This window comes from Massiliimalia timonensis (genome assembly GCF_900186585.1).
Taxonomy (GTDB): domain Bacteria; phylum Bacillota; class Clostridia; order Oscillospirales; family Ruminococcaceae; genus Massiliimalia; species Massiliimalia timonensis.
Genome location: NZ_FYDD01000003.1, coordinates 590,925 through 615,521 on the forward strand (window position 1 = coordinate 590,925; position 24,597 = coordinate 615,521).

The 24,597-nt window shown below is 47.3% G+C and carries 24 protein-coding genes; 15 read left to right on the forward strand and 9 right to left on the reverse strand.

Going from position 1 to position 24,597, the window contains the following annotated elements; genetic code table 11:
• Positions 1 to 27 precede the first annotated feature (27 nt).
• From dnaJ to CIB36_RS04875, 6 genes are all read left to right on the forward strand, one after another.
• Positions 28 to 1,188 carry a molecular chaperone DnaJ gene (gene dnaJ / locus CIB36_RS04850; protein WP_093988408.1) on the forward strand — a complete coding sequence of 387 codons (1,161 nt, stop codon included), beginning with the start codon at positions 28 to 30 and terminating at the stop codon, positions 1,186 to 1,188.
• Positions 1,189 to 1,369: 181 nt separating this feature from the next.
• On the forward strand, positions 1,370 to 2,653 hold the full coding sequence (locus tag CIB36_RS04855; RefSeq protein ID WP_093988409.1) for a UDP-N-acetylglucosamine 1-carboxyvinyltransferase: 1,284 nt from the start codon (positions 1,370 to 1,372) through the stop codon (positions 2,651 to 2,653).
• A gap of 73 nt (positions 2,654 to 2,726) precedes the next feature.
• Positions 2,727 to 3,521, forward strand: a complete 795-nt coding sequence (locus tag CIB36_RS04860) for an MBL fold metallo-hydrolase (protein ID WP_093988410.1) — start codon at positions 2,727 to 2,729, stop codon at positions 3,519 to 3,521.
• Positions 3,522 to 3,552: 31 nt separating this feature from the next.
• Positions 3,553 to 4,032, forward strand: a complete 480-nt coding sequence (gene rlmH / locus CIB36_RS04865; protein WP_093988411.1) for a 23S rRNA (pseudouridine(1915)-N(3))-methyltransferase RlmH — start codon at positions 3,553 to 3,555, stop codon at positions 4,030 to 4,032.
• 155 nt (positions 4,033 to 4,187) lie between these two features.
• Positions 4,188 to 4,841, forward strand: a complete 654-nt coding sequence (locus tag CIB36_RS04870) for an amino acid ABC transporter permease (protein WP_093988412.1) — start codon at positions 4,188 to 4,190, stop codon at positions 4,839 to 4,841.
• Between the two features lie 15 nt (positions 4,842 to 4,856).
• Positions 4,857 to 5,600 (forward strand): amino acid ABC transporter ATP-binding protein, encoded by a 744-nt coding sequence (locus tag CIB36_RS04875; RefSeq protein ID WP_093988413.1) that lies wholly within the window; start codon positions 4,857 to 4,859, stop codon positions 5,598 to 5,600.
• Between the two features lie 53 nt (positions 5,601 to 5,653).
• Here CIB36_RS04875 and CIB36_RS04880 read toward each other — a convergent pair whose 3' ends face one another.
• Entirely contained in the window at positions 5,654 to 6,349 is a 696-nt protein-coding gene (locus CIB36_RS04880; RefSeq protein ID WP_093988414.1) for a YjjG family noncanonical pyrimidine nucleotidase, read from the reverse strand.
• 371 nt (positions 6,350 to 6,720) lie between these two features.
• Here CIB36_RS04880 and CIB36_RS04885 point away from each other — a divergent pair, with 371 nt between their 5' ends.
• Genes CIB36_RS04885 through CIB36_RS04915 form a run of 7 tightly spaced genes read left to right on the forward strand, consistent with a single transcriptional unit; the run spans position 6,721 to position 14,725 of the window.
• Positions 6,721 to 7,302 (forward strand): RNA polymerase sigma factor, encoded by a 582-nt coding sequence (locus tag CIB36_RS04885; RefSeq protein WP_093988415.1) that lies wholly within the window; start codon positions 6,721 to 6,723, stop codon positions 7,300 to 7,302.
• The gene (locus CIB36_RS04890) at positions 7,299 to 8,801 is read left to right on the forward strand and encodes an anti-sigma-I factor RsgI family protein (RefSeq protein ID WP_093988416.1); all 1,503 of its coding nucleotides are present in this window, start codon (positions 7,299 to 7,301) and stop codon (positions 8,799 to 8,801) included. The genes CIB36_RS04885 and CIB36_RS04890 overlap by 4 nt, the downstream gene beginning before the upstream one ends.
• 46 nt (positions 8,802 to 8,847) lie before the next feature.
• Positions 8,848 to 9,045 (forward strand): hypothetical protein, encoded by a 198-nt coding sequence (locus tag CIB36_RS04895; RefSeq protein ID WP_093988417.1) that lies wholly within the window; start codon positions 8,848 to 8,850, stop codon positions 9,043 to 9,045.
• Position 9,046: 1 nt separating this feature from the next.
• Entirely contained in the window at positions 9,047 to 10,189 is a 1,143-nt protein-coding gene (locus tag CIB36_RS04900; protein WP_093988418.1) for an efflux RND transporter periplasmic adaptor subunit, read from the forward strand.
• A gap of 12 nt (positions 10,190 to 10,201) precedes the next feature.
• Positions 10,202 to 13,096: an ABC transporter permease gene (locus CIB36_RS04905; RefSeq protein ID WP_093988419.1), complete on the forward strand. Its 2,895-nt coding sequence runs from the start codon at positions 10,202 to 10,204 to the stop codon at positions 13,094 to 13,096.
• Between the two features lie 20 nt (positions 13,097 to 13,116).
• Positions 13,117 to 13,803 carry an ABC transporter ATP-binding protein gene (locus CIB36_RS04910; RefSeq protein WP_093988420.1) on the forward strand — a complete coding sequence of 229 codons (687 nt, stop codon included), beginning with the start codon at positions 13,117 to 13,119 and terminating at the stop codon, positions 13,801 to 13,803.
• Positions 13,793 to 14,725, forward strand: a complete 933-nt coding sequence (locus CIB36_RS04915) for an ATP-binding cassette domain-containing protein (RefSeq protein ID WP_229408195.1) — start codon at positions 13,793 to 13,795, stop codon at positions 14,723 to 14,725. Before CIB36_RS04910 ends, CIB36_RS04915 begins: the two co-directional genes overlap by 11 nt.
• Positions 14,726 to 14,806: 81 nt before the next feature.
• On the opposite strand, the gene yfcE is transcribed toward CIB36_RS04915, so the two are convergent.
• From yfcE to leuC, 6 genes are all read right to left on the reverse strand, one after another.
• The gene (gene yfcE / locus CIB36_RS04920; RefSeq protein WP_093988421.1) at positions 14,807 to 15,355 is read right to left on the reverse strand and encodes a phosphodiesterase; all 549 of its coding nucleotides are present in this window, start codon (positions 15,353 to 15,355) and stop codon (positions 14,807 to 14,809) included.
• Positions 15,356 to 15,386: 31 nt separating this feature from the next.
• Positions 15,387 to 15,806, reverse strand: coding sequence for a DUF3788 domain-containing protein (locus CIB36_RS04925; RefSeq protein WP_093988422.1), 420 nt, complete (start codon positions 15,804 to 15,806; stop codon positions 15,387 to 15,389).
• A 123-nt stretch (positions 15,807 to 15,929) separates the two neighbouring features.
• Complete coding sequence (gene leuB, locus CIB36_RS04930; RefSeq protein ID WP_093988423.1) at positions 15,930 to 17,000, reverse strand: 3-isopropylmalate dehydrogenase; 1,071 nt, start codon at positions 16,998 to 17,000, stop codon at positions 15,930 to 15,932.
• A 34-nt stretch (positions 17,001 to 17,034) separates the two neighbouring features.
• Positions 17,035 to 17,862 (reverse strand): sugar phosphate isomerase/epimerase family protein, encoded by an 828-nt coding sequence (locus CIB36_RS04935; protein WP_093988424.1) that lies wholly within the window; start codon positions 17,860 to 17,862, stop codon positions 17,035 to 17,037.
• A gap of 8 nt (positions 17,863 to 17,870) precedes the next feature.
• On the reverse strand, positions 17,871 to 18,353 hold the full coding sequence (gene leuD / locus CIB36_RS04940) for a 3-isopropylmalate dehydratase small subunit (RefSeq protein ID WP_093988425.1): 483 nt from the start codon (positions 18,351 to 18,353) through the stop codon (positions 17,871 to 17,873).
• Between the two features lie 19 nt (positions 18,354 to 18,372).
• Positions 18,373 to 19,638 carry a 3-isopropylmalate dehydratase large subunit gene (leuC, locus tag CIB36_RS04945; RefSeq protein WP_093988426.1) on the reverse strand — a complete coding sequence of 422 codons (1,266 nt, stop codon included), beginning with the start codon at positions 19,636 to 19,638 and terminating at the stop codon, positions 18,373 to 18,375.
• 117 nt (positions 19,639 to 19,755) lie between these two features.
• On the opposite strand from leuC, the gene CIB36_RS04950 reads away from it, so the two are divergent.
• Positions 19,756 to 20,445 carry a Crp/Fnr family transcriptional regulator gene (locus tag CIB36_RS04950; RefSeq protein ID WP_093988427.1) on the forward strand — a complete coding sequence of 230 codons (690 nt, stop codon included), beginning with the start codon at positions 19,756 to 19,758 and terminating at the stop codon, positions 20,443 to 20,445.
• A 1-nt stretch (position 20,446) separates the two neighbouring features.
• Here the strand turns inward: CIB36_RS04950 and CIB36_RS04955 are convergent, their stop codons facing one another.
• On the reverse strand, positions 20,447 to 21,295 hold the full coding sequence (locus CIB36_RS04955) for a metallophosphoesterase (protein ID WP_093988428.1): 849 nt from the start codon (positions 21,293 to 21,295) through the stop codon (positions 20,447 to 20,449).
• A 19-nt stretch (positions 21,296 to 21,314) separates the two neighbouring features.
• Positions 21,315 to 22,265, reverse strand: coding sequence for an alpha/beta fold hydrolase (locus tag CIB36_RS04960; protein ID WP_093988429.1), 951 nt, complete (start codon positions 22,263 to 22,265; stop codon positions 21,315 to 21,317).
• A gap of 487 nt (positions 22,266 to 22,752) precedes the next feature.
• Here CIB36_RS04960 and glmS point away from each other — a divergent pair, with 487 nt between their 5' ends.
• Complete coding sequence (gene glmS, locus CIB36_RS04965) at positions 22,753 to 24,573, forward strand: glutamine--fructose-6-phosphate transaminase (isomerizing) (protein WP_093988430.1); 1,821 nt, start codon at positions 22,753 to 22,755, stop codon at positions 24,571 to 24,573.
• The last annotated feature ends 24 nt before the right edge of the window (positions 24,574 to 24,597 follow it).

A 24,597-nucleotide genomic window follows, 5' to 3' on the forward strand; every position in this document is an offset into this window, starting at 1 on the left:
CTGTTGTAGAAAAGGTGGGTAAACAGCTTGGCTGATAAAAGAGATTATTATGAAGTGCTGGGTGTTCAGAAGGGCGCTTCGGAAGATGAACTAAAAAAAGCATACCGCAAAATGGCGAAAAAATATCATCCGGACTTAAACCCTGGTGATGCCGAAGCGGAAAAACATTTTAAAGAAGTCAATGAAGCCTACGAAGTACTGTCCGATCCTCAGAAAAAATCCCGTTATGATCAATTTGGCCATGCTGGGGTCGATCCTAATTACGGCGCAGGCGGAGCTGGAGGATACGGCGGTTTTGGCGGCGGCGGATTTGACTTTGGAGACATCGGTGATATTTTTGATATGTTTGGCGGTGGATTCAGCGGCTTTGGCGGCGGAAGAAGGGCAAACCCCAACGCGCCAAGACGGGGAGCAGACCTGCGCAGCAGTATTACCATTGATTTTTTTGAAGCCTGCAAAGGGGTAAAAAAGGAAATCCGTGTTACCCGGCAGGAAACCTGCAACGCTTGTCATGGGAATGGCTGTGAACCGGGACATAATCCGCAGACCTGCCCGGACTGTGGCGGTACGGGGCAGACGCGCGTTGCACAGCGGACCCCCTTAGGGGTGATCCAGACTACCCGCACCTGTTCACGGTGCGGCGGAAAAGGAACGATCATTGACCACCCATGCAAGACCTGCCATGGCTCCGGGCAAGTGGCTCAGACCAAAAAAATCGAGGTCGAGATCCCAGCAGGGATTGACGACGGCCAGACTTTGGCTGTAAGGGGACAGGGCAACAGCGGGGCTAACGGCGGCCCGGCCGGAGATCTTGCCGTAACAGTTACAGTGCGTCCAGATACCTTGTTCCGCAGGGATGGATACGACGTATGGTGCGATATTCCGATTACTTATTTTCAGGCGGTATCCGGCGATAAGCTGATCGTTCCGACGATCGACGGAAAAGTGGAATATACGGTCCCTGCCGGTACTCAGCCCGGAACAGTGTTCCGTCTGCGCGGAAAAGGGGTACAGCGCTTAAACGGGCGCGGGCGCGGCGACCAATTTGTAACGATGGTCGTTGAGGTGCCGCAGAATTTAAATAAAACGCAGATGGATTCGCTGAAAAAATTTGATGAATCATTAAATGAAAAAAATTATGAAAAAAGAAAATCATTTTTTGAGCGATTAAGGGATAATTTTAAATAATTGTGGGCAAGATAAATAAGAGCTGGAAAGTGTTCTGGCTCTTATTTTTCTTTGCTTGGCATTAGGGAAAATCGCCAAACGGTAATGAAAAGTGACAAATTATTAAAATTTGTAAAATTGCTTTTCAATTGGGGAACTTTATGCTATAATAAACTCTATGAGTAACAAAGGAGAGAGCATTTTGGAAAAATACATCATCAACGGCGGAAAGAAACTGTACGGTGAAGTGCCGATCAGTGGAGCAAAAAATGCCGTTGTGGCGATTTTAGCTGCGACTATCTTAGCAGATACTCCCTGTGTCATTGAAAACATACCAAACATCAGTGATGTTTCTATTTTAACTAGTATTTTACACGAGATGGGCGCCTCCATCAAAGTGATCAATAAAACAACCTTGGAGATCGACACAAGAAGAATCCGCAATCCGGAAGTTCCTTATGAACAGGCAAAGCGGATGCGTGCATCTTATTATTTTTTGGGTTCTTTATTGGGACAGTTTAAGCATGCAAAGGTTCCGCTGCCGGGAGGATGTAATTTTGGCGTTCGACCAATCGACCAGCATTTAAAAGGCTTTAAGACCCTTGGCGCTGACTGGAATCTGGAATACGGCGTGATCAATGTAAAGGCTCAAAAGCTGACCGGGTCAACGATTTATTTAGATGTGGTTTCTGTTGGTGCTACTATCAATATTATGCTGGCGGCGGTAAAGGCAGAGGGCGTTTCTATTATTGAAAACGCTGCGCGTGAACCGCATATTGTCGATTTGGCAAACTTTTTGAACTCTATGGGCGCTGATATTATGGGCGCCGGGACAGATACTATTAAGATCCGGGGAGTGAACCACCTGCATGGGGTGGAATATTCCATTATCCCGGACCAAATTGAGGCTGGAACGTATATGGTAGCGGCGGCGGCTACCAAAGGGGATCTTTTGATCCAGAACGTGATTCCGAAGCACTTGGAACCGATCACGGTAAAACTGCGGAAAATGGGCGTAGAAGTCACTGAATATGATGATGCTGTCCGTGTCAGGTATGTCGGCCCATTAAAACAGTGTGATGTAAAGACCTTGCCACATCCCGGCTTTCCTACCGACATGCAGCCGCAGATCACCACCTTGTTGTGTTTGGCGGAGGGGACAAGCATTGTAAAAGAAGGAGTATGGGACAATCGTTTCCGGTACATTGATGAGCTGCGCCGCATGGGAGCAGTGGTATCGGTAGACGGCAGAGTGGCGGTAGTGGAAGGAATTCCACATTTTACTGCCGCACCGGTAAAAGCAGTAGATCTGCGCGCGGGTGCCGCCATGGTCATTGCGGCGCTGTCTGCAGAGGGGACAACTGAGATCGAAGATATTTTTCATGTAGAACGCGGATATGAAGATATTGAAAAGAAGCTTCTTGCCATTGGCGCTGATGTGAAAAAGATTTCGATCCCTGACCGTGTTTTAGAACAGGCACTGTAATAAAAAGACGATCCAGCCACTTATCATTTAAGTGGCTTTCTTTTTGCAAACCATTCAGAAAAGGACGAAACGTATGTCATTTATTTATCCATTGGCAAGCTCTTCCAGCGGAAACTGTATTTACGTTGGGGATCAAAAACAGGGCATTTTAATCGACGCCGGTATCGGGATACGGTCTTTTGCCGCGCATATGGCTTTGATTGGAATTCATTCCAAAGCGATCCAGGGCATTTTTGTCACACACGAGCACTCTGACCATATCAAAGGGTTAGCCAGAATCCAGCAGGCTTTGAAAGTGCCGGTTTATGCGTCAAGGGGTACCTTAAAAAGATTGCTGGAAAAACAGGTGCTTTCGGTACAAGCACCGATGCAGTTGGCGACGGGAGAAGGGGTCAGGGCTGGTAGTTTTCAGATAACCGCCTTTCCCACGCCGCATGACTGTGAAGAAAGCCAGTGTTACCGGATCGGGCTTCCCGATGGGAAACAGGTTTCGGTCTGTACCGATTTGGGGCATATGACAGAGGAGATCCACAGCCACTTAGTGCAAAGCGATTTAGTAATGTTGGAAAGCAACTATGAGGAATCTTTGCTGGCAGTTGGGAAATATCCGTTTTTCTTAAAACGCCGTATTTCAGGAGCGCACGGGCACTTGTCCAACGAAGATTGCGGGAAAGAGATCAAACGTTTATATGAAGCCGGGGTAAAGCGTTTTGTGCTGGGCCATTTAAGTGAGGAAAACAACCGTCCTGAGCTTGCGTATGCAAACATTGTACATATTTTAGGGGAATGCGGCGCGGTTGCCGCAAAGGATTTTGAACTGATGGTAGCGCCCAAGGCAAATCAGGGAAAATGGATGGAAATTAAATAGCTTTGTATAGAATTTATGAGAAGGAAAGCCTATGCTGACGATCAATTTGATACATATTGGCAAACTGAAAGAACGCTACTGGCAGGACGCATGCGCGGAATACCAGAAGCGGCTGAAAGCGTTCTGTAAACTGCAAATGATAGAGCTGCCGGAATATAAGCTGCCCTCTGAGCCCTCTGACAGCCAAATCGTAAAATGCATTGAGGAAGAGGGAAAAGAGATCATGGGCCGCGTCAAAAGCGGATACCAAATCGCAATGTGCATTGAGGGGAAAAACGTTACTTCCGAGCAGCTTGCCCGGAAAATTTCAGAAATCTCTTTAAATGGGGTGAGTGAGATCAGCTTTGTGATCGGCGGTTCCTATGGGTTATCTCAGCAGGTAAAGGATAGGGCCGACTGGAAATTATCCATGTCCCCAATGACCTTTCCGCACCAGCTTGCAAGAGTAATGCTGCTGGAACAGATTTACCGTGCATTTCAAATCAACTGCAACGGAAAATATCACAAATAATTGGGAAAAAGGTGGAAATATTTCTGTTTTCTGCTTTTTTCTGAAAAATTGGTTGCGTAGGGCTGGGAAGTTATAGTATAATATACTTTAGTGTGTTACTACGTTATCAATCTTGGCTGGGATGCCAAAAAACAAATCAAACGGAGGATTCTGCAATGGACTACTTAGGGATGCTTCAGCAGCTTTTAAAGGGTTCTGGAATAACGATTATCGTATTTTGCGCGACCTATGTCATGGCGCTCCCGCTGGGGATGCTGGTGACGCTGGGGGTGCGCTGCCGCTTTAAGCCCTTAAAGGCGGTATTGAATTTTTATATTTACATCATGCGGGGAACGCCGCTGATGCTTCAGATCTTTACAATTTTTTACGGCCTGCCGTTTTTACCGGTAGTTGGGCCGTACCTGACCTTGACCAGCCGGATGGCGGCAGCTTTGATCGCATTTACCCTAAACTATGCGGCATATTTTGCTGAGATCTTCCGCGGCGGGCTTTTAGCAGTAGACAAGGGTCAGTATGAAGCCGCCAAAGTATTGGGATTAAACCGGACGCAGACCATGTTTCGGATCATTTTCCCACAGATGTTCCGTGTAGCACTGCCTTCCTTGGCAAATGAAACCATTACGCTGGTGAAGGACACTTCTCTGGTCTTTGTCATCGGGATGGGCGACCTTTTGGAAGCGGCAAAAAATATCGCAAACGCTCAGGCAACGATTCTGCCGTATTTCTTCTGCATGATCTTCTATTTGATTTTGACAACGGTTCCCGCAATCATCTTCAAAAAGCTAGAAAAGAAATATAGCTTTCAGTAAGGGAGGGGAACAGTCATGAAAATGGTACAGATAAAAGACATGAAAAAGTCCTTTGATGTAGAAGTGCTCAAAGGGATCACCTTGGATGTCCATCAGGGCGATGTGCTGGCGGTGATCGGCTCCTCCGGTTCCGGGAAATCGACCATGCTGCGGTGTTTGATCGACCTTGAAAAGGTGGATTCCGGAACAGTTATCATTGAGGGGGATCCCTTAGTGCAGGACGGCGTTTATGTATCTCAGGGGGAGATTCAAAAGCTGATCTTAAAAATGGGGATGGTATTCCAGCATTTTAATCTTTTTCCGCATTTGACCGTACGGCAGAATTTGGAATTGGCGCCTAAGCTTGTAAAACAGCAGGATCCGAAAACGATCCGGGAGAATGCCCAAAAATACCTTTCCAAAGTGGGGATGCTCTCTAAAGCGGATGTATTTCCAGCCTCTCTGAGCGGCGGTCAGAAACAACGTGTTGCGATCGCCCGTGCGTTGATGATGAATCCGGATATTATGTTGTTTGACGAACCTACCTCTGCACTGGACCCGGAATTGACGGGGGAAGTTTTAGAAACCATTCGTCAGCTTGCGGAAGAAAACATGACAATGATTGTGGTGACCCATGAAATGGGCTTTGCAAGGGAAGTAGCCAACCGGGTTGTTTTTATGGACGGCGGCGTTATTTTGGAAGAGGGAACGCCGGACGAAGTGTTTGGAAACCCAAAATGCGACCGGACACGGGAATTTTTGACGACGGTTTTAAAATAAAATATGTTCTATTATCAATAAAAAGCAGTACAAGTGAAAACTTGTACTGCTTTTTATTGATGGTGATCTATCAGAGGCAAGACTTGGCTTAAATGATCTATCGTGTAATCGATCTTTATATCTGAAGGGGCGGCGGCATGCAGTGGGTTATACCAGCAGCACAAAATACCAAACTGATACCCGCCCAGCATATCGCTGGTCAAGGAATCCCCAATGATGATCGCCTCATGGCGCTTACAATCTCCGATCCGGTCCCATACAAACTGAAAAAACTCTCGGCTTGGTTTTTCGAAGCCGACCTGATCTGAGATAAAAATATCATCAAAAAGGCTGATAAGCCCTGATTTTTGAAGCTTTCTGGATTGAGCGGCTAGAGTGCCGTTTGTTACTGCGTATTGCTTGACAAGGCCTTTAAGCGCTGTCACCGTTTCCAGCCCATGTTCACAAAAGAAAAATCGATCCCCCAGACAGAGCTGGTACTCTTCATTAAAAGCTTCGACTTGGTCGAATGAGATCTGTTCTTCCTTGAAAAATGCTTGAAATCTTCCAAGAAGGACATCTTGTTTTGTGATCTCGCCTTTTTCAAGCTTTTCCCAAAGCGTCCGGTTAATGGCTGAATATCGTTTGATCGCATCATCGTCGCATATTCCCAGTCCAAATCGGGAAAAACATGTTTTTAGCGCATAGCGTTCTGATTTTTTAAAATCAAGGAGCGTGCCGTCAATATCCCACAGAACTGCCTTTATCATTTTTATCTCCTAACGCGTTTGATTTTATCCATATTATAACAAAAAGGGTTTGATAAGGCAACCTGCGTAAAAGCAAGGATTCTTCCATTTTTTTGATAAATATGTTATTATAACGTTAAACGGGTCGTTCAACGTCCTAAAAAGCAGCTCTCAGAACAAAGTTCTTTCATGCCTTACAGTATCGCTGTTTTTGTTTTGGCAGGTTCGCGGTAATCATAACAGGGCAAACAGACTTTTAAGGTGATAGAAAATTCTTTTATGCCTTGCATGCCGCTTTTGTATTGTCAGGGCCATAGGATGATAAAAAAATTTTAAATTCCGTGCAATAAATCTAACTATTTGAGCATTATTCTAATGAAGAGGTAAAAGCAATGATTTTTATTGGTTTGACGTCGACGATAAAAAGCACCTTACAGCAGAATACACTGCCCTTGGAAGAAGAATGGATCTTAAGGGTGGCAAAAGGTGACCAGCAGGCATTTGCCAGTTTGTATCAGGCAACTGCTTCTGCGGTTTATGGCTTTGCCTTGTCAATTTTGAAGGATCACACACTTGCGGAAGATGTGATGCAGGACGCTTATTTAAAAATCCATGCCGGTGCGGAAAAGTATCGACCGCAGGGAAAACCAATGGCTTGGGTTTTAAGGATCGTCCGAAACCTTTCTTTGATGAAGCTGCGGCAACTAAAAGAGAACAGTGCGGTTTCTATCGAAGAATCGTGGGATATTCATGAAGCACGGGATTTTGTTTCTGAGTCAAACAACAAATTGCTATTACAGGCTGCTATGCAGATTTTGACAGATGAGGAACGGCAGATCGTCACCCTTTATGCGGTTTCCGGAATGAAACACAGGGAAATCGCATCTTTAGTGGGATTACCGCTGCCGACTGTGCTTTCCAAATATCGCCGCGCACTAATGAAATTGAAAAAACGAATGGAGGAACAAGGATGACCAATCGAGAAATTGAGAATAGGCTGGCAGAAGAGATCCGGCAGGCAACTCCTAATGTATTGGCTCAGGTCCTCCAGCAATGTCAAACACAGAAAGAGGAGTGTACGGATATGGCAAATCAGATGGAAGTACAGGTGGTAAACACCAGCAAAAGGAAAAAATGGATCGCGGGGTTAGCTTCTGCGGCGGCAGCGGTTGTTGTAGTGGCAGGCGCCGGCATATTTGGATACAATTATATGGCGGTCGATTCTGTGATCGGAATTGATGTAAACCCAAGCATTGAACTGGAGATCAACCGGCAGGATAAAGTTTTGAAAGTGGAGGCATTAAACCAAGACGCAAATGAAATTCTGGATGGTATGGAATTAAAGGGCGTTGATTTTGATGTGGCAGTCAACGCGTTGATTGGTTCTATGCTGAAAAACGGGTATATTGACGAACTGAAAAATTCTATTTTAATTTCTGTTGATAATGATGACGCAGAAAAAAGCGCAGAGTTGGAAAACCGCTTAATGGAAGAGATCAGTGCGATTTTGTCCAGCAGTCAGGTGGACCCAGCCTTGAAGGCGCAGACCGTTTCCGCAGAAAGCGATGAATTGCAAAAACTTTCTGAGCAGTATCAGATTTCGGTGGGTAAAGCTTCCCTGATCCAGAGCATCTGCGCTCAGGACAGTACGAAACAATTTGCTGATTTGGCAAAATTATCGATCAATGACCTTTACCTAATCGCAGATTCCCAAAAAGTAAATTTAGATGATACGATAACACAGGGAAATCCAAGCGATAAAGCATATATTGACGTAGAAAAAGCGAAATCAGCGGCGTTTGCACATGCGGGAGTAAGTGCTTCTGAAGTGCAGCTGTTAAAAGCGGAGCTCGATTTTGACGATGGCGTAATGGTATATGAGATTGAATTTGTCCGTGGAAATGCAGAGTATGAATATGATATAGACGCTGTTACCGCCAAGGTGCTGAAGGTAGAAAAAGACGGAACTGACAATAGCCAGCAGGCAAACTCCTCCAATTCTTCTTCCGAAAACAGCCAAGGCGGAAATAACTCCACTGGAAATAACAGCTTTATTTCAAAAGAGGAAGCGAAAAATATTGCTTTAAAGGCCGCTGGGGTTAATCAAGCAAAAAACGTGAAAGTTTCCTTAGACCGTGATGACAGGGAATACAATGTTGAGTTTATGGACGGGGAATTTGAGTATGATTACGAGATCCATGCCGTGTCTGGAAAGGTCCTTGCAGCAGACAAGGAACGGTTAGATGACGATGATAGGAACAGCAGTTCAACAGGAGTTATTATTTCAGAAGAGGAAGCGAAAAGTATTGCCTTAAAACAGGCTGGGATCAGTGATCCGGATTGGATAGAAGCTTCTTTTGACGGCGAGGATAACAAATATGATGTGGAATTCGCTGCCAGCGGCTATGAGTATGATTATGAGATCAATGCTCAGAACGGAAAAATAATGGAATATGATCGGGAAAGGTTATAGGACACAGATAAGTTCATATTATTTGAGATAACGGTATGCACAGCCGATGAAAAAAGATGAAAAATACGCAGGTAATATGCCTGCGTATTTTTTTGCCCTTTCTGACTTGGCAATATCAATAATATTTTTTTATTTATTTGTCATCCTGCTAAATATTTTTTTATATAATAAGAAAAAACTAGCAATATTTATTCCTGTGTATTATAATAGCCCTGAAATGAAAAGTAAAAGTGAGGAAGGCTGACATGTGTAAGTTAAGGCTAAAAATACTGGCGTCTATCTCGATGATCACATTGCTGTTGCAGGGGTGCTCTATGATGCCGGAGGAAGAGGAACTTTTGCCGCCGCCGGTCAAAGAGCCGGAGGCTGTTGAATATACAACACAAGTGGTAGAACGCGGGGACATTGTGAATACGGCGAAAGGCTCAGGGAATATCGGGAGCAAAAAGCAGTATTCTCTTTCTTTTACATACCGCAGCGGGTATCTGAAATCTATGAATGTCAAGCTGGGGGATACCGTCAAGAAAGGGCAACTGATTGCCGAGCTTGACACGGACTCGTTGGAAAAGGATATTCAAAAAAAGCAGCTTGAGATCGATAAAATCAAGCTGGAATTAGAACAATTACAGGATCAGGATCCCTCCAATGAATTAGAACGCAAGAAGTTAAAGCTGGAGTATTTAGAGGACAGGAAAAAACAGTTTCCAGATGAAGCACTGGAGCTTGATTACCAAATCAAAGATTTGAAATTAGAAATCAAAGACATGGAAAACCAGGATGGCGACAATTATAGTGTCAAGGTAAAGAAAAAGGATCTGGAAATCGCACAGATCGATCTGGAGGATTTGAAGCTGACCCGGGATAAGTCACAGATCGTTGCACCGAGCAGCGGAAAGATCACCTATATGGAGGAGATTGGAATTGGTGATTATGTTCCTGCGCTCAAAACACTGGTCAAGGTTTCTGATCCCTCTGATTTGATTCTGGAATATACAGGCGGGTACGCTTTGAAAATGAAGGTGGGGATGCCTGTTACAGCAACTGTGAGTGGAAAAACAGTTACTGGCGAGGTGGTAACGACACCATCTGATTTTCCGGCAGAGGAGCAAGAGCTTCGGAAGGAAACGGCGTTCATCAAGCTAAATAAAGTGCCTGAGGGTGTAGAGATCGGGGACAGCGCCAGCTTTGAAGTAGTTCTGGAACAGAAGGAAGATGTTTTGCTCGTACCAAAACGTGCAGTGATCCAATATATGGGGATTTATACAGCACGTGTGCTATCTGAGGACAATATCAGAAGCGAGAAGGACATCGAAGTGGGAATCGAAACAGCAACACAGTATGAGGTTATAAGTGGGCTGGAAGAAGGCGACATTGTTATTTTGGAATAGGGGGAAGGCAGCTTGTTTGAATTTTGTGTCAGGAAAATGATGCGAAACAAGTGGATGGTGGCCTGCCTGCTGATTGGTTTTATCATCAGTACTGCTGTAATTACTTGTATTCCAATTTATACCGGAAGCATTTTGCACCGCATGCTGATCAAGGATATGGAAGCACGGCAGGAGGAAACCGGACTTTATCCGGGAAATTATTCTGTTACGCTTCGGGCGATCCAGCCCAATATGCAAGAGGAAGAGCTGGAAAAAGCGCTTGATACCTTTTTCCTTTTAGAGAAAAAGATAGATGAGGACAATATTGCCTCGCTGGGAGTCCCGGTCGTTGTTTCCAGCAAGCAGTACCGCTATGTTGACAGTTATGTAAAAGTGGTCAGGGGCACCTCGCGGGACCGGAAAGAAGCGATGAATCTGACCGGGCGAAAAGACCTGTTCGACCATTGCAGCCTGATTGCCGGAAAATTCCCGTCATCGCAGAAAAATGGAGAAATTATTGAGGTGATGCTAACAGAAGAAGGATTAAATTTTTTCGAGCTTTCTTTGGGTGATACCTTCGACCTGACTCCATATAAGGAAAGATATCCGGCACAGAAGCTGAAGGTCGTTGGAGTTTATACCTATAAGGATACCGGCGACCTGTACTGGAACAGCAAAATTGAGGATCACAAAAAGAATGCAATGATGGATTTTGGGTTATTTCAGGATTTGTTTGTTGAGGGTGAAACCCCTTTGATCGACAGTGCAAACTGGTATTATACCTTTGATTATCATGATTTGCAAATGGATCAGGTTTCTACTGTGACATCTCGGCTGGGACAACTGAAAAGCACAGTGGGAGAAGACGCTTCCGTTGTCTTTAAAGCACTTGAGGTATTTCGTTCCTATACCGAGCGCCATGAAAATTTGAATATGACGCTTCAGGTGCTGTTAGCGCCGGTGATACTGATGCTATTTTTCTATATTTTCATGGTATCTTCCTTGATCATGGAGCATGAAAAAAATGATATTGTGCTGCTCAAAAGCAGAGGGGCGAACAATCTTCAGATCTTCTCAGAAACCATCATGAAAAATGGGATAATTGCACTTGTATCTGTGGTGCCGGGAACATTAGCCGGGATTTTTATCTGTAAAGTGCTTGGGCTTTCCAATGGATTTATGGAATTGGTAGGGCGAAAAAACATCAATGTGGATTTTCATCTGAACAGTTCCTATTTTCTGGGACTGTTAAGCGTGTTTATGATCGGATTTCTCGCGATCATGATCCCTGCCGTGCAGGCATCCAGAATGTCGATTGTAGAATATAAACGGAAAAAGGGGAGGTTTTTTAAGGGTTCCTGGTGGCAAAAAATAGGGATCGACTTTATCCTGATCGCTGTTTCCGCTTATCTGATATATAATTATACCAATATGAGCCGTTCATTGTCCCATTCGGACACCGGGATGCTTTCTTACATCGATCCGGCTTTATTTTTGATTAACGCTTTATTGATTTTAGGACTTGGGCTTTTATTTTTGCGGGTTTTTCCGTATTTGATAAAACTGATTTTTTTGATTGGAAAAAGAGCTTGGTCGCCCCAGCTTTATGCTTCTTTTTTATCAGTTTCCCGTTCCAAGGGAAAGGATCAGTTCATTATCCTGTTTATAATTTTGACGGTAGCTCTTGCCATGTTCCATGCAACAGCTGCGAGAACATTAAATACCTTTATGGAAGATCGTGTTAACTACGCGGTTGGCACGGATATGGTGCTGGGGATAAGCCTTCCATATCAGGACTCCTACTACAAGGTGGCGGAAAGCGAGGAGGGAGAGGAAACAAAGCTGGAGCCCGCATTACCGGATGAGGAGGGATACCTGGTGCATTCCGTTACTTATCTGGATATTCCATTTCAGCCGTTTGAGGAAATAAAGGGTGTGGGATCAGCCACTAAGGTGTTCCAAAAGCCGGGCACAACAGTTTCCAGGGGAAGCGATGGCTGGAATGATGTACAGCTTATGGGGATCACACCACATGAGTTTGCGAAAGTAGCCTGGATGCGAAGTGATCTTTTGCCTTATCATATCAACGAGTACCTCAACCTTTTGGCAGAGGACCCGCGAATGATGTTGCTTTCCTCTTCGATGAAAGAAAGGGGCCTAAAGGTAGGGGATGAGATCCAGGTGGCTTGGAAAGATCAGCCTTATGCAATGGATGGGATCGTCGCTGGCTTTGTAGATTATTGGCCTTCCTTTAACCCGGTAAAATCAGATAAACAGGACACAGAAACAGATCCGGATAAGGCGCCGGCTCTAGTGATCGCAAATTACAGCTTGATTCAGGCACAGATGCGGCTGGAACCCTATGAAATTTGGCTGAGTTTGGATGGAGATATCACCCATGCGGAGGTTTATCAGGATATTCAGGATAAAAAGCTTCCGGTTGCCGAGGTCGAGGACGCTGGACAGCAGATCATCCAGATCAAAAACGACCCGATGCTACAGGGGATCAACGGATCCCTGACACTGAGTTTTGTGATCACCCTAGCAATCAGTTTTATTGGATTTTTGATTTTCTGGATTCTGAATTTGAAAGAACGTACGCTTCAATTCGGGGTGCTTCGGGCAATGGGGCTTTCCAGGCGCAGTCTTTTGCTCATGCTGGGCTGTGAGCAGCTGATGATTACCGGAGGGGCGGTAGCCGCCGGGATTTTGATCGGCCTGCTGGTCAACAAGCTGACTATCCCGCTGCTGCAATACCTTTACGCGCCTTCAGAACAGGTGCCGCCGTTCAGCATTTATATGGATCCGTCTGATTATGTGAAGATATTTGTTGTGATTGCTTTGATGATTCTGTTCGGGGTACTGATCCTGGGACGGATGATCAGTAAAATTAAGATCGATCAGGCCCTAAAACTGGGCGAAGATTAAACATAAAGTGGAGAGCATAGATGGAAAAAACGATTATCATTTCTACCAATGGGCTGTACCGGCAATACCAGGTAGGAAATACAGTGATCAATGCTGTAAAAAACGTTTCCCTTACAGTAAAACAGGGGGAGCTCACCGTTTTGCGCGGGCGTTCGGGGTCTGGGAAGACCACTCTTTTAAATTTACTGAGCACGCTGGATATGCCGACACAGGGGAATATTTATTATCACGATGAGGATATTACCAAGTTTTCCGAAGCAGAGAAGGACCGGTTCCGCAGGGAAGAAATTGGGGTCATTTTTCAGTCCGTGGCGCTGATGAGCCAGATGACTGCCTATGAAAATGTGGAATTTGGTCTGCGGATCGCGGGGATACCTTATCAGGAATACAAGCCGCTGGTACAGAAATACTTAAACCTTGTTGGGCTTGGGAACAGGACGGCCCATCTTCCCGGCGAGCTTTCCGGCGGGGAACAGCAGCGGATCGCCATTGCAAGGGCAATTGCTCATCACCCAAAGGTAGTGTTTGCGGACGAACCGACAGCGCAGCTTGATACCGCAACCGCGCTGCATGTGGTGAAGCTTCTGAAAGAGCTGATCGAAACGGAAAAAATTACGGTTGTTATGACGACCCATGACCCGAATATGATGGAAATCGCAGACACGGTATACAGCTTACAGGATGGGGAGATTGTCGATGCACAGTGACACTGAGATGATTCTTTGTGAGAATCTTGTAAAGATCTACCGCACGGAGGAAACGGAGATACTGGCTTTGCAGGGGCTTGATTTGACAGTAAGACAGGGTGATCTGGTGGGGATCATCGGAAACAGCGGAAGCGGGAAATCGACCCTGCTGAATATGCTGGGCGGGCTGGATAAGCCAACTGCCGGAAAGATCTTAGTAAACGGACAGGATCTGTTAAAGTTTAAGGACAGGGATTTGGTAGAGTACCGGCGCAGCACAGTGGGGTTTGTTTGGCAGAATGTGGCGAGAAACCTGCTGCCTTATTTGACCGCCACGGAAAATATTGAACTGGTGATACGCCTGAAGCATCGCCGCCTAAAGACGGAGCACCGCAGATGGGGAAAAGAACTGCTTGATATGGTTGGGCTTTCCGGCCGTGCGGACAATAAGTTGAGCGAGCTTTCCGGCGGGGAACAGCAACGGGTAGCGATTGGGATCGCACTGGCAAATCAGCCGAAGCTGTTGCTTGCAGATGAACCGACCGGCGCGGTGGATACCCAAACCTCGGACCAAATTTTACAGGTGTTCCGGGAAGTCAATGAACAGCTGGGCGTCACGGTGGTTATCGTTACTCACGATATGTCGTTGTCCAGAAAGGTGGATCGGATCATCGCGATCCGGGATGGAAAAACGAGCTCCGAATTTATCCGGCGGCAGAAGTATTCCAGCGTCTTAGACGAAATGGGCAGCTTCTTAGATCAGGACAGCCACGAAGAATTTGTTGTGATGGACCGGGCGGGACGGGTACAGCTTCCCAGGGAATATCTGGATTCGCTCGGCTTGCAGAACAAAAATAAAGTCCGGGTGGAACTGGAGGATGGGAAGATCATCATTGAACCGGTCAAGGAAACGGAAGAAACAGAACAGACGCAAGAAAAGTAAAACGAGCAGGCGAAAATTTCGCCTGCTCGTTTACTCGTTGTTTTTTAAATAGCCTATTTTACCGGATATTTTGGCGGCCTGCTACGGGGCGATCGTAAACTCTTTCCAGACAGTTCCCTCCAGCGTTTTCCACAAGAAAGCGCCGTCCTCTAATGTCAGGTAGCTGTTGGGGCTGCCTTCCTTGGGGATAGAAACAGAACCGGGATTCAGATAGGTGTAATGCCCGTGCTGATCGCAAGCCGGAACATGAGTATGCCCGTTTAGCAAAATGTCGCCGTGCTTTATTTTTGGTAAGTCGGCTTCATTGTATCGGTGGCCGTGCGTTGCAAAAATGAGGCGTCCCTGTTCACAAAGGATAGCGTAATCTGCAAGGATCGGGAAATCCAGCACCATTTGATCCACCTCGGTGTCACAGTTTCCACGTACACACAGGATGTCATTGGAAAGCTCGTTGAGCATGGCAATGACCTGTTTGGGCGCATAGTCCCGGGGGAGGTCATTTCTGGGGCCATGATAAAGCAGATCTCCCAATAAAAGCAGGCGGTCTGCCTTTTCCCGGCGATAGGCTTCTACCATTTGTTTACAGTAATAAGCAGAGCCATGAATATCAGAAGCGATCATCCATTTCATTGTAGTTTCAAATTCTCCTTTATCTGAAAGATTAACGGCTGTGTCTGATTTCTATCAGGCGCAACACATCTTGGCAGACGGATTTATTGTCTGTGAAGTCGATCATCAGCCATCTTTGCCCGTTGCCTTCTTTAGTTTCTCGATAAATTTTTTGTACTTCCGGGGTAAGATCGGGCAATAATAGTTCCACGGCTGGTTGTTTCTGCTCCCCGATCACAACCAATACGGTAAAATCCCCCTTTCCGGGGTAGATCGTACACAATGATTTCCCGGATTTTTTTAGTTTGATGTTCCATCCGTATGCTAAGCTGCATTTGCTGAACTCTATTTTTTCTATCGCATGATACTTTTCTGTAACAGCATGATAAAATTCAGAGAATAGCGGGTTATTTATATATTTCCTGATCTCTTCCAGAGAAGGGCAGTGGCTTGGATTTTCCAGCAGATCCATTATCCGTCACCTCGCGTCTATTATACCATTTTTATCGCACTTCGTCACGCTTATTTTCACGAAAAAAAGACGGAGGTCTGATAATTTGCCGTCCGTCTTTTTCTATTTTAGTGTTTTGCCAAGCTATACACGTTCGGCGATCAAATCGCCCATTTCTTTACAGCCGACTTGCTTACAGCCGTCGCTCATAATGTCACCGGTGCGGTAACCGTCTGCCAAAACCTGTTTGACTGCATTTTCGATCGCATCCGCTTCCTGATCTAAGTCGAAAGAATAACGGAGCATCATCGCTGCGGAAAGGATCGTAGCGATCGGGTTCGCAAGATCCATGCCGGCAATGTCCGGCGCAGAACCATGGCTTGGCTCATAAAGCCCAAACTTGGTTTCATTCAGGCTTGCAGAGGAAAGCATCCCGATCGATCCGGTCACCATGCTTGCTTCATCGGAAAGGATGTCGCCGAACATGTTTTCCGTGAGAATCACGTCGAACTGCTTGGGGTCTTTGACAAGCTGCATGGCGCAGTTGTCTACCAGCATGTCAACGCACTCTACGTCCGGATAAGAAGCGGCAACCTCATGCACAACCTTTCTCCACAGGCGGGAGGAATCCAAAACATTCGCCTTATCCACACTGATGACTTTGTTCCTGCGTTTTCTGGCAATGTCAAAGCCTTTGACAGCGATCCGCCTGATCTCTTCTTCCGAATAGGTCAGGGTGTCCTTGGCAACCATTTGGCCGTCCTGTTCTACGGTTTCGCGTGCGCCGAAGTACAATCCGCCGGTCAGCTCACGCATCACGACCATATCAAAGCCGTCGCCGATGATCTCATCACGCAGCGGGCATGCGGCCTTTAGTTCCGGGTATAGGTAAGCTGGACGGACGTTGGCAAATAACCCCAAGCCTTTCCGGATCGCCAGTAAGCCTTTTTCGGGGCGCAGGTGACCGGGAAGATCATCCCATTTTGGGCCGCCGACGCTGCCAAGCAGGACGGCGTCCGCTGCTTTTGCGGTGTCCAGCGCCTCGTCTGTCAACGGCACGCCGTATTCATCAATGGATTCACCGCCCATGAGGATGCGGGTATAGCGGAACGTGTGGCCATATTTTTCGCAGACCTTATCCAACACTTTCAAAGCTTCATCAACGATTTCAGGGCCGATACCGTCGCCTTTGATCAGTACGATGTTTTTTTCCATGTTATGAAACTCCTTTTACAGATGATAGATATTTTTAAGATTTTCCACAGATTTTGAGCATGTTGCGGATATAAGAAAGGCTCCATGCCAGATCTTCGTAGCTGTCGCGGTCATACGCAAGGTCGTGGTCCGCGACCAGCCATTTTGGCTGGCAGGCTAAGCAGAGCGGCATCAGCCGCGGGAGATCCAGCAGGCCGTACCCTACCGGACGGAATTCAAAAAATCCCTTCTCCGGCCGCGCCTTTTCCTCTCCCAATTCTTCCCCCTTGCCAGCTTGTTCAAAGGAAAGCGCATAAACGTCTTTCAGGTGAATGACAGGGGAGCAGTCCTGATACAGTTTCAGATAAGAAGCAGGGTCGGCGCCCCCAAAAAGCATCCAGCCAAGGTCGGGTTCTAGACAAAGCCCGTGTTGTTTTCCGTATTCCATTACCCGGTCCAGGGTGGAGGGGATGATGCGGAATTCAAAATCGTGGTTATGGTACAGCGGGGTGATCCCCTCCTGCACACAGAGCGCGCTCAAGGTTTGGATATCCTGTATCGCGTCTTCGTAAGCGGGTTGGCCGGGAAGAAGGTCCCGGTCCGGCCAGCCGATGGTGAGATACTCACAGCCTAGGATTTTGTGGTCTGCAATGACCTGCTGCGGGTCGCGGAGGAAATCGGTGGTGGAAACGTGGTCGCCAAGCGCTTTCATGCCCAGCTGATCCAGTTTTTTACGAAGTTCTTCCGGCTTTTTTCCAAAAAGGCCAAGCAGCTCTACGCCGTCATACCCAATTTCATGCAGGCGTTCCAGCACACCGAACAGATCTTTCTGCGCTTCCTCACGAAGAATATAAAGCGGGGCGGCAATCAAAATTTTTTCCATGCCGGCACCTACTTTTTCAGGGAGTTCAACAAACCGCCCTTGTTGATGATGTCTTTGATAAAATCAGGGAAAGGTTCCGCCTGATAGGTTTCATCTTTCGTCAGGTTGGTGATCACACCGGTATCAAAATCGATCGCCACTTCATTACCCGCGTCGATTTTATCGGCGGCCTCTTCGCATTCCAAAATCGCAAGCCCGATATTGATCGCGTTGCGGTAAAAGATCCGGGCAAAGGTCTTGGCAATAACACAGGAAATACCGGCGGTTTTGATTGCCAGCGGGGCGTGCTCCCGGGAAGAGCCGCAGCCAAAGTTGTAGTTTGCAACGATAATGTCGTTTGGCTTGACATTTTTAACAAAATCCTTATCAATGTCCTCCATGCAATGGCTGGCCAGTTCTTTAGCGTCTGCCGTGTTCAAATATCTTGCGGGAATGATGACGTCGGTATCAACGTTATCGCCGTATTTATGTACAAACCCTTTTGTATTCATAGCTTATTACCCCTTTCGATTAACCCATCACTTCTTCTGGCCCGGAAATCTTCCCGGTCAGCGCGCTTGCGGCCGCAACAGCCGGGCTTGCCAGATAAACTTCGGAATCAACATGTCCCATTCTTCCGACAAAGTTGCGGTTTGTTGTGGAAACGGCACGTTCCCCAGCCGCTAGGATCCCCATGTGGCCGCCCAGGCAAGGCCCGCAGGTCGGGGTGGAGAAGACGCAGCCGGCATCGATGAAAATTTCCGCATAGCCGCGTTTGATGCATTCTTTATAGATGGACTGGGTCCCCGGGATAATGATAGCGCGTACATCCGGGGCAATGTGTTTGCCTTTGAGGATCTCTGCCGCGGTTTCCATGTCTTCCAGACGGCCGTTGGTGCAGGAACCAATGACGACCTGATCGATTGTTACATCGCCCACTTCGTCGATCGTTTTGGTGTTTTCCGGCAGATGCGGGAAGGAAACTGTGGACTTGATCGTGCTTAAATCAATTTCATATACTTCGTCATATTCTGCGTCGGCGTCTGCCTGAAAGACGGTGTACTCTTTGCTGACGCGTCCTTTGACATAGTTTAAGGTGACGTCGTCTACTTCAAAGATCCCGTTTTTAGCGCCGGCTTCAATCGCCATGTTCGCCATGCAGAGACGGTCGTCCATAGACAGATTTTTTAACCCCTCGCCAGTGAACTCCATGGAGCGGTACAAAGCGCCGTCCACACCGATCATGCCGATGATGTGCAGGATGACATCCTTTCCGCTGACCCATTTGTTCAGTTTTCCGGTCAGGTGGAATTTGATGGCGGAAGGAACCTTGAACCAAGCTTCTCCGGTCGCCATGCCGGCGGCCATATCGGTGCTGCCAACGCCGGTGGAGAACGCGCCCAAAGCGCCGTAGGTGCAGGTGTGGGAATCTGCGCCGATGACACAGTCGCCCGGTGCGACCAGTCCTTTTTCGGGGAGAAGGGCATGTTCGATTCCCATATCACCGACGTCAAAATAGTTTTTCACCTGAAACTGTTTGGCGAAGGTGCGGCACTGCTTACATTGCTCCGCCGCCTTGATGTCTTTGTTCGGGGTAAAGTGGTCCATGACCAGCGCGATCTTATCCTGATGAAAGATCTGGTCGAACCCTGCCTTATTGAATTCATTGATCGCGACAGGGGAGGTGATGTCGTTCCCAAGCACCAGATCCAGTTTCGCCTTGATTAGCTGACCGGCTTTTACGGCTGGAAGACCGGCGTGCGCCGCCAGTACTTTTTGTGTCATAGTCATTCCCATAATATCATCTCTTTCTTAACATTCATTTTGGATTGCATAATCTAATTATATTATACTCCTTGCATCAAGAATGTAAAGTATGCTACAATTAAAAGAAAAAGGCAGGGGGGACGACAGGTGGAATACGGTTCTGGCTATATTGCAAGTTCCATGGAAAAAAATCTGCCCAATAGCAGGCTGTTACCGCTGTTTGCCCGGGAAACGGCGGTAAAGCGGGTAAAAAAGGGACAGATGATCTACTGGCAGGGAGAGCGGGCAGAGGGATTTTATTACCTGAAAAAAGGGACAGTCAGTATTTTTTTAAGCTCGGTCAATGGGACCAAGAAAACCCTGGCGATTCAAAAGCCGGGTTCCGTATTCGGAGAAGCGGCCTTTTTTGACGAGTTGCCACGGGTATCCTCGGCAAGGGCGGAAGAGGATTCACAGATCGTAGTGATCACCAAGCCGGTACTGCTGCGTTATTTCCGCGAACAGCCCGATACGGCGCTGGATTTGTTGCGTTATTTATCGCGGACTGTGCGGATGCTTTCCGCGCAGGTAGACCACATGGCGTTTATGCAGGCGGACCGCAGGATCGCGCAGCTTCTGCTCAACTTGGCCAGAGAAAAAGGGGACGAGCTGACCGTTTCGGTCTGCCATGAGGAGATCGGGGAGCTTGCGGGGGTTTCCCGTGTTACTGTGAGTAAGGTTTTAAGCCGCTTCGCAAAATACGGCTGGATTCAAACCGGCTACCGAGAGATTGTGATCTTAAAGGAAAAGCCCATTCGGGAATTTGCTTTGACAGACGCAACAGAAAACGGCAGGTAAACTACCTGCCGTTTTCTGTATGTAAGGTGACAAAAACCAGTTCCAACCGGTTACCGATACGGATCGGAAAAAAGCCGTTTCCCAAGCCGCGGCTGACAACCATTTGCGTATTTCCTTTGCGGTAAAGCCCGCCGGAATATTTAGGGAAGATTCCCTGATTGGGAGCATACAGCCCGCCAATGCCAGGCAGGCGGAACTGCCCGCCATGCGCGTGCCCGGAAAATACCAGATCAATATGATGAGCGGCGTACTGGTCAAAAAGCTCTGGGCGGTGGGAAAGCAGGATACGGCAATGAGAGCCGTCGCACAGCTTCTGCAGGGCAGCATCCATAGCCGCCGCGTCGTCTACAAAAGATTCCTCTGCAAAGGCGGGATCGTCCACCCCTAACAGTTCAATGGTATCCGTCCCTTTTTGCAGGACGACTTTTTCGTTTCTCAGGACATGAATCCCCGCATCCCGCATCTGCCGTTCTAATCGGGGATATTCCGGGGTCCACGCCTCATGGTTTCCGGGCACATAATAAACGGGCGCGATCGCGGTCAGGCGGCGGAGAAAATTTGGCGTGTTATCCGTCTTAAGATCCCGGGAATTGGTGATAACGTCGCCGGTAACAGCAATGATATCCGGCCGAAGCTTTTTGATTTCTTCCAGCAAACCGGCGTTATCGGCGCCATAACGGTGATTGTGAAAATCCGATACCTGTACGATCCGGTAGCCATCAAAGGCTTTGGGAAGATTTTCAGACGAAACTTGATATTTTGTGACCTGCAGGCTTACGCTTTCCCAGATCAGCCAGATCAGCAAAACCACAAACAGGCAGATCCCGGCGAGCCATACTTTCCGTCTCATAAAGTGACCCCCGTTCCGCTTAATTTTCGCCAAATCCGTGGCGGTTCAGCCAGTCCAGGCAATCCTGATAAACTTCCTGTTTATTCAGTTCATTCAGCACTTCGTGCCGTGCCTCTGGGTATAATTTACATTCCACATCCCGAATTCCAAGCTGCTTTAGGTGACGGGATACCTTTTCGACCCCTTTTCCGTGACCGCCCACCGGGTCGGCGGCGCCCGCAAACAAATAAAGGGGCAGATCCTTGCGGATGTTTTCTCCCCAAGAGGAGCGGCTGATCATTTGTATCATGGTAAACAGATCTAAAAAGCCACTGGTGGTAAAGGTAAAACCGCATTTTTCATCGGCGGCAAATTGATCCACTACCTGTTTGTCGCGGCTCAGCCAGTCGTAAATAGAATAATGTTCTGCATATTTGCTGTTAAAGCCTGCGTTCATCATCTTCTGGAGCAGGTCGCTGCGGTAAAATTCGCCTTTGACCGCTTTGATCTGCTTGGCAAGGGAGATTCCGACGGCGGTAAAGGGGTTACCGCCGTTTGTCCCGACGATCATACTGCCAGCAAGCTCCTGGCTGTAACGGTCCAGATACAGCCGGGCGATAAACGATCCCATGCTGTGTCCCAGCAGGATAATTGGAACATTGGGAAACCGCCCTTTCATCAAGACAGTGAGACGGTGGACATCCTCCACCAGATAGTTCCAGCCCTTTTCGGGAGCAAAATATCCCAGATATTTATCGCTTGGGACAGAGTCCCCATGCCCCAAGTGGTCGTTCCCGCATACGGCATAGCCATGATCTACCAAAAAAGAGGCAAAATCGCTATACCGCAGGAAATATTCGCACATCCCATGTGAGATTTGGATCACCGCCTTAGGCGGTTGGGTCAGAGGATCTGCCTGAAACACATAATAGGCGATCCGGTCCTTTTGATTGCTACTTAGGAAATTGGATCGATACATTGCACGGCTCATCCGACAGCATCCTTTCTAATCAAAGTATTTATCTTTATCATATACCAAATTCGTGACAATTTCCACAGGAAACTGTGAATAATCTGCATATAGGAAGACAAAATTCTGGAAACGGGGCGGAAAAGTTGACTTTTTAACGAAAACGGGGTACAATATTGAAGTTAAAAACATAAAATAGTACTATCCTGTATTGCGGAAAATAAAAGGGGAAAGGGGAATATAAAACAAAAAGCCGGGATAAAAAAGCGCCAGACCTGAGTCCGCATATGGTTAACGAGGTGGAGAGAAAATCGAGATATTCGGCGGGTACTCTCCCGGGAAGACACAACGCTTCTCGTTAGGCTGTATACAAAAACTTTGGGCGACCGGAGAGGACAAAAATACAGCTTATCTTCTATACAAAATAACACGGGCGATTGGTGGTTGTAACAGCAAAAAGCTATTACGATTTATTGTTGTGCACCCTGATTGCGGAAAGGATTTTATTATGTGCGGAATCGTTGGTTATATCGGCAAAAATAATGCGGCGGAAATTTTAGTGGATGGGCTTCGTAAGCTGGAATACCGGGGTTATGACTCGGCTGGGATTGCTGTATTTGAAGACGAAGGGATCAAGGTAGTAAAGGCCAAAGGGCGTTTATCTGACTTAGAAGAAAAGATGAAACTGGCCGGCGTACCGAAAGGCTGCTGCGGGATCGGCCACACCCGTTGGGCGACCCATGGGGAACCAAGCGACGTCAACTCCCACCCACACGGAAACAGCCGCGTGACGCTGGTACATAACGGGATCATTGAAAATTATCTGGAGATCAAAGAACGGTTGATTTCCAAAGGATATGTATTTGAATCGGAAACAGATACCGAAGCAGTGGCAAAGCTGCTGGATTACTATTATGACGGAAATCCGTTTGAAGCTGTAAAAAAGGTGATCCAAAGCGTAAAGGGGTCTTATGCGTTTGGGATGATGTTTTCCGATTATCCGGATCAGATTTTTGCAGTCCGGAAGGACAGTCCGATGATCGTGGGGCTGGGGGAAGAAGAAAACTTTATTGCTTCCGATGTCCCCGCAATTTTGAAATACACCAAGGATTATTATTTGATTGACGAGAACGAGATCGTCATTTTGAAAAAAGATGGGGTAAAAGTCCTGAACCTGGATCAGGAGCCGATTGAAAAAGAGCGACAGACCGCGACTTGGGACATTGAGGCGGCGGAAAAGGGCGGTTATCCTCACTTTATGCTGAAAGAGATTTTTGAACAGCCTGAAGCGCTGCGAAAAACTGTGGCGCCGCGCATCAAGGATGGCTTGCCTGATTTGCAGGTAGAGGCATTTACCGATGAGCTGATCCGCTCGGTTGGGAAAATTCACATCGTTGCATGCGGGACGGCAAGCTATGCCGGGATGATCGGGAAATGCGCTTTGGAAAAACTAGTGCGTGTGCCGGCTGAGGTTTGCATCGCTTCGGAATTTCGGTACAACGACCCGATCCTTGCTCCGGACGATTTAGTGATCGTGATTTCCCAGTCAGGGGAAACGGCCGACACTTTGGCGGCGCTTCGCCTTGCCAAGGAAAAGGGCATCCATACCATGGCGATCGTCAATGTGGTTGGCTCTTCGATCGCCCGGGAGGCTGACAGTATCATCTATACTTGGGCGGGGCCGGAAATTGCAGTGGCCAGCACCAAGGCTTATACAGTCCAGATGTCCGTGATGTATCTGATTGCTTTAAAAATGGCATTGGTACGCGGTACATTAACGGAAGAAGAGGTACGGCGGTATTGTGAGATCATTCAGGCGATGCCTGAAAAACAGCAGGATATTCTTGCACAGTCGGATACCTGCCAATACTTTGCTTCCCGTTTCCAGAATGCGGAGCACCTGTTTTATATTGGACGGGGGCTGGATTATGCGCTGTCAATGGAAGGCTCTTTGAAGCTGAAAGAGATCTCCTATATCCACAGCGAGGCATATGCTGCCGGGGAATTAAAACACGGCACTATATCCTTGATCACGGATCATGTCCCAGTGGTAGCCGTGGCGACCCAGGAACACATTTACGAAAAGACCATCAGCAACATCAAAGAGGTGACGACCCGCGGCGCTAAGGTACTGCTGGTAGTGAACGACCGCTTTGAAGTGAAAGACGATATTGCGGATTACATTTTACGCCTTCCGACGACAGAGGATGTTTTGATGCCTTTGCTGGCGGTGATTCCGCTGCAGTTATTTGCATATTATACCGCTGTGCTTCGTGGGTGTGACGTTGACAAACCGAGAAATTTGGCGAAATCTGTAACAGTAGAATAAAGGGAAAAACAGACGGCGGGAAAC

Coding starts and splice junctions, on each gene's coding strand:
- CIB36_RS04860 (WP_093988410.1), top strand. CDS start 2,727: ATGTCATTTATTTATCCATTGGCAAGCTCTTCCAGCGGAAACTGTATT.
- rlmH (WP_093988411.1), top strand. CDS start 3,553: ATGCTGACGATCAATTTGATACATATTGGCAAACTGAAAGAACGCTAC.
- CIB36_RS04870 (WP_093988412.1), top strand. CDS start 4,188: ATGGACTACTTAGGGATGCTTCAGCAGCTTTTAAAGGGTTCTGGAATA.
- CIB36_RS04875 (WP_093988413.1), top strand. CDS start 4,857: ATGAAAATGGTACAGATAAAAGACATGAAAAAGTCCTTTGATGTAGAA.
- CIB36_RS04880 (WP_093988414.1), bottom strand. CDS start 6,349: ATGATAAAGGCAGTTCTGTGGGATATTGACGGCACGCTCCTTGATTTT.
- CIB36_RS04885 (WP_093988415.1), top strand. CDS start 6,721: ATGATTTTTATTGGTTTGACGTCGACGATAAAAAGCACCTTACAGCAG.
- CIB36_RS04890 (WP_093988416.1), top strand. CDS start 7,299: ATGACCAATCGAGAAATTGAGAATAGGCTGGCAGAAGAGATCCGGCAG.
- CIB36_RS04895 (WP_093988417.1), top strand. CDS start 8,848: ATGAAAAAAGATGAAAAATACGCAGGTAATATGCCTGCGTATTTTTTT.
- CIB36_RS04900 (WP_093988418.1), top strand. CDS start 9,047: ATGTGTAAGTTAAGGCTAAAAATACTGGCGTCTATCTCGATGATCACA.
- CIB36_RS04910 (WP_093988420.1), top strand. CDS start 13,117: ATGGAAAAAACGATTATCATTTCTACCAATGGGCTGTACCGGCAATAC.
- CIB36_RS04915 (WP_229408195.1), top strand. CDS start 13,793: ATGCACAGTGACACTGAGATGATTCTTTGTGAGAATCTTGTAAAGATC.
- yfcE (WP_093988421.1), bottom strand. CDS start 15,355: ATGAAATGGATGATCGCTTCTGATATTCATGGCTCTGCTTATTACTGT.
- CIB36_RS04925 (WP_093988422.1), bottom strand. CDS start 15,806: ATGGATCTGCTGGAAAATCCAAGCCACTGCCCTTCTCTGGAAGAGATC.
- leuB (WP_093988423.1), bottom strand. CDS start 17,000: ATGGAAAAAAACATCGTACTGATCAAAGGCGACGGTATCGGCCCTGAA.
- CIB36_RS04935 (WP_093988424.1), bottom strand. CDS start 17,862: ATGGAAAAAATTTTGATTGCCGCCCCGCTTTATATTCTTCGTGAGGAA.
- leuD (WP_093988425.1), bottom strand. CDS start 18,353: ATGAATACAAAAGGGTTTGTACATAAATACGGCGATAACGTTGATACC.
- leuC (WP_093988426.1), bottom strand. CDS start 19,638: ATGGGAATGACTATGACACAAAAAGTACTGGCGGCGCACGCCGGTCTT.
- CIB36_RS04955 (WP_093988428.1), bottom strand. CDS start 21,295: ATGAGACGGAAAGTATGGCTCGCCGGGATCTGCCTGTTTGTGGTTTTG.
- CIB36_RS04960 (WP_093988429.1), bottom strand. CDS start 22,265: ATGAGCCGTGCAATGTATCGATCCAATTTCCTAAGTAGCAATCAAAAG.
- glmS (WP_093988430.1), top strand. CDS start 22,753: ATGTGCGGAATCGTTGGTTATATCGGCAAAAATAATGCGGCGGAAATT.